We start from the raw sequence: 2751 nt of genomic DNA, 5'->3' as shown, positions 1-2751 counted from the left end.
ATTGGAGAAAAAACAATCAAGGTAAAATTGAGAAAATTAATCAATACCTAAATTGTACATTAAGCGGTAAAGAATACTTTTGGACTAAGAATGAGAAGTCAAAAAGTGCCGCAATCCTAAAATTAGATGCGGATAAATTCATAACATGTGAATCGCGTGGTTTGGATCAATATGACACTATTAATATTTGTGTTTTCTTGGCTGGATTATTTCCTTCTGATACTGAGGCTAAGCAATTAGAATTGTTCTTTGGTATTACTGGGGATGAGGTTACGCAGGCAAGGCATTACCAGTGCTTGTATCAGTTCGTCCAACGTGGTGTGATTCGCCAATATGAGAGCAGCACACAACAAGTGGTCTATGTCTTTTCAGAGGCAGAGGCTAAGAGTATATCAACCAATATCCATTATATTGATCTAATTGTTGATGAAAAAATACAAGATACAACGATACTCAGTGACGCCGAGAAAAAACAATTTAATCGCTGGTATAAGAAAACAGAACAGGATTTGAACACATTCAATGCGTGGGTAAAATTGAAATTGTTCAATGCCGAACAGATTGAATACTTGCTTTATGAATTCGAAAGGAAGAAAAGGAAAGAGGGTGGTTAATTCCCTCCTTTTTTATGATTTTTTCCATGTCCAAAACACTATCAGTGGAATAATGTGTCCAAAATGGCCTTATAGTATAAAGGGTAAAATGGACATAATTATAATGGTTTTCATTTGTTCGCGTGTTCTGGTGTTCATAACAATTAAAAAAAATGTGTTTGTAACAAGCAAAGCAAGAGCCGCAGGCGAATGCGTATGATTGTTACAAACACCATTGGACGACAAGAGCCGCAAGGCGAATTGCCGTTCTCATTTCCCGCGAGGGGAATACAATAAGAATAATGAAAGCAAAATTGCGGGGTATTAATGAAAAATATTTGTCACTGCGTGGATGCCAAAACATTCGCTTCGCTCCTGTTTCGCATGGATTTGATTTGTTACATTACACTCGCCAGCTCGTTTATGTAACAAACAATCCGATTGGGATTGTTATGAACACAAAAAAGCAATTAATAATTAATTTCATTATGACTCAATTCGCTTTGCTCATAAATTCGATTGTTAGTAAGTCAAGGGAATTGCTGTTTAAGCTACACAATTTTATGTGTTCATAACAACCTCAACATTTCACTGCTTTAGCCGTTGATACAACCCAGACTACCCCAACAATTTTAACGACCTTCAAGTTAGTGAAAACGACATTGTGATACGTAAGTTAAGAAAATAGGGGTGTTTTACAAAACAATTAACCACACTAATTATTGTTTTGGTTAACCAATACTTGATCATGGCAGCTATCATCGATTAATAAATAATATTGAAATACTAAAACAACAGGAGAATATTTCATGAATAACAATAAAAGTTCGTATGATTATTATACTAAGAAACAACAGGAAGAAGTAAGTAAACATACGAGAAGAATTTTCAAGATGTGGTTTGAAAAGAGTAAGACTCAAAAAACAAAATAATTTTTTGGATGATCTTAAGGGTAATCCCTATTGAGACTTTTAATTTTAACTCAAAACAGTATCATTTATAGCTTGATACCATTCAAATGATACTGTATCATTTGGGTCATATAAATAATACTTAATGTGGTGGATTATGATTTTTGGATATGCGAGAGTATCGACAATGGAGCAGAACCTTGAACGTCAGCTTTCAGTCCTTAATTCAGTATGTGATAAAGTCATAATTGAAAAAGCATCGGGAAAGTCCACCAGCGATAGACCAGAACTTCAGAATCTGCTCTCTCATTTAAGAGAAGGGGATTTTTTAATAGTAAAATCCATTGATCGATTAGCTCGTAATACACGAGATTTACTTGAGCTTGTTGATCAGTTGATTGAGCTGGGCGTTACTGTTAAGTTCCTTGATAACAATATGAGCTTTGACAACAACCCAGCATCGCGGTTGATTTTAACCATGATGGGTGCTGTAGCTGAATTCGAACGTGGGATANTTGCCTCTCGTCGTGATGAAGGAATTGCTATTGCTAAAGAAGCTGGGAAGTATAAAGGTAAACAGAAAAATCAATTTCTCCACGCTAAGATCATTGATATGCTTAAAACAGAAAAGTATTCACCGGATGAAATAGCTAAACTTGCTGATTGTGGTAGGGCGACTGTTTTTCGTGTCAAAAAAGATATGAAAGTTAATGTTATGTGCTAACAGACATAGCATGAGGGCTGAGTTGTATACTACAACTCAGAATTCAGTGTTTGTATCCTATAGATCTCCAAATTATTTCATAGGTTGTTTATTTTAAATGTCTCCTTTAAATTCAAGGTGTAACCCGATTTGTTGAGTTCTTTTTCTATACAGAACCAACGTTTTCGCTCAGAGTCCTTTAGTTGTTCTACTGCTTTATTAGCTTCCCGTTCATTCATTTGATCAACTTTCATTTTTAATTCAAAATCTAAATTGTCAACTTCTTGATGTTCTTTTAAACATTCACCAGTAATCGCTTTATTAACCAATTTTCTATTTTTGGCTGGATCATATTGTTGGTATGTAGCGGCTATTGGTTTTTTCAATACTTCAATCTGCGTTTCATAGGACTTTACTAAATCCTCATCTGTTGAATTTTCTAAAATCAATTTATCCCTAATATTTTTATTCCATTCACGCTGATTTTTCTTTAATTGGATATTGTTTGATTTATTTTTTTCTAACGATAATGAAGTCGGAGGCC

At 34.5% G+C, this 2751-nt stretch carries 2 protein-coding genes and 1 pseudogene; 2 read left to right on the top strand and 1 reads right to left on the bottom strand.

The window, feature by feature from the left end:
- Window positions 1-614: pseudogene (locus V1952_RS21035) on the top strand (hypothetical protein); the annotation flags it as partial.
- 1047 nt (window positions 615-1661) lie between these two features.
- Window positions 1662-2228 carry a recombinase family protein gene (locus tag V1952_RS21030; RefSeq protein WP_420075473.1) on the top strand — a complete coding sequence of 189 codons (567 nt, stop codon included), beginning with the start codon at window positions 1662-1664 and terminating at the stop codon, window positions 2226-2228.
- Window positions 2229-2305: 77 nt separating this feature from the next.
- On the opposite strand, the gene V1952_RS21025 is transcribed toward V1952_RS21030, so the two are convergent.
- Window positions 2306-2751: hypothetical protein (locus V1952_RS21025; protein ID WP_420075472.1), on the bottom strand; the 446-nt coding region annotated here is incomplete at its 5' end.

Source organism: Yersinia sp. 2542 StPb PI (assembly GCF_048593855.1).
Classification (GTDB): domain Bacteria; phylum Pseudomonadota; class Gammaproteobacteria; order Enterobacterales; family Enterobacteriaceae; genus Yersinia; species Yersinia enterocolitica_E.
This window is presented reverse-complemented; position numbering and strand designations above follow the sequence as displayed.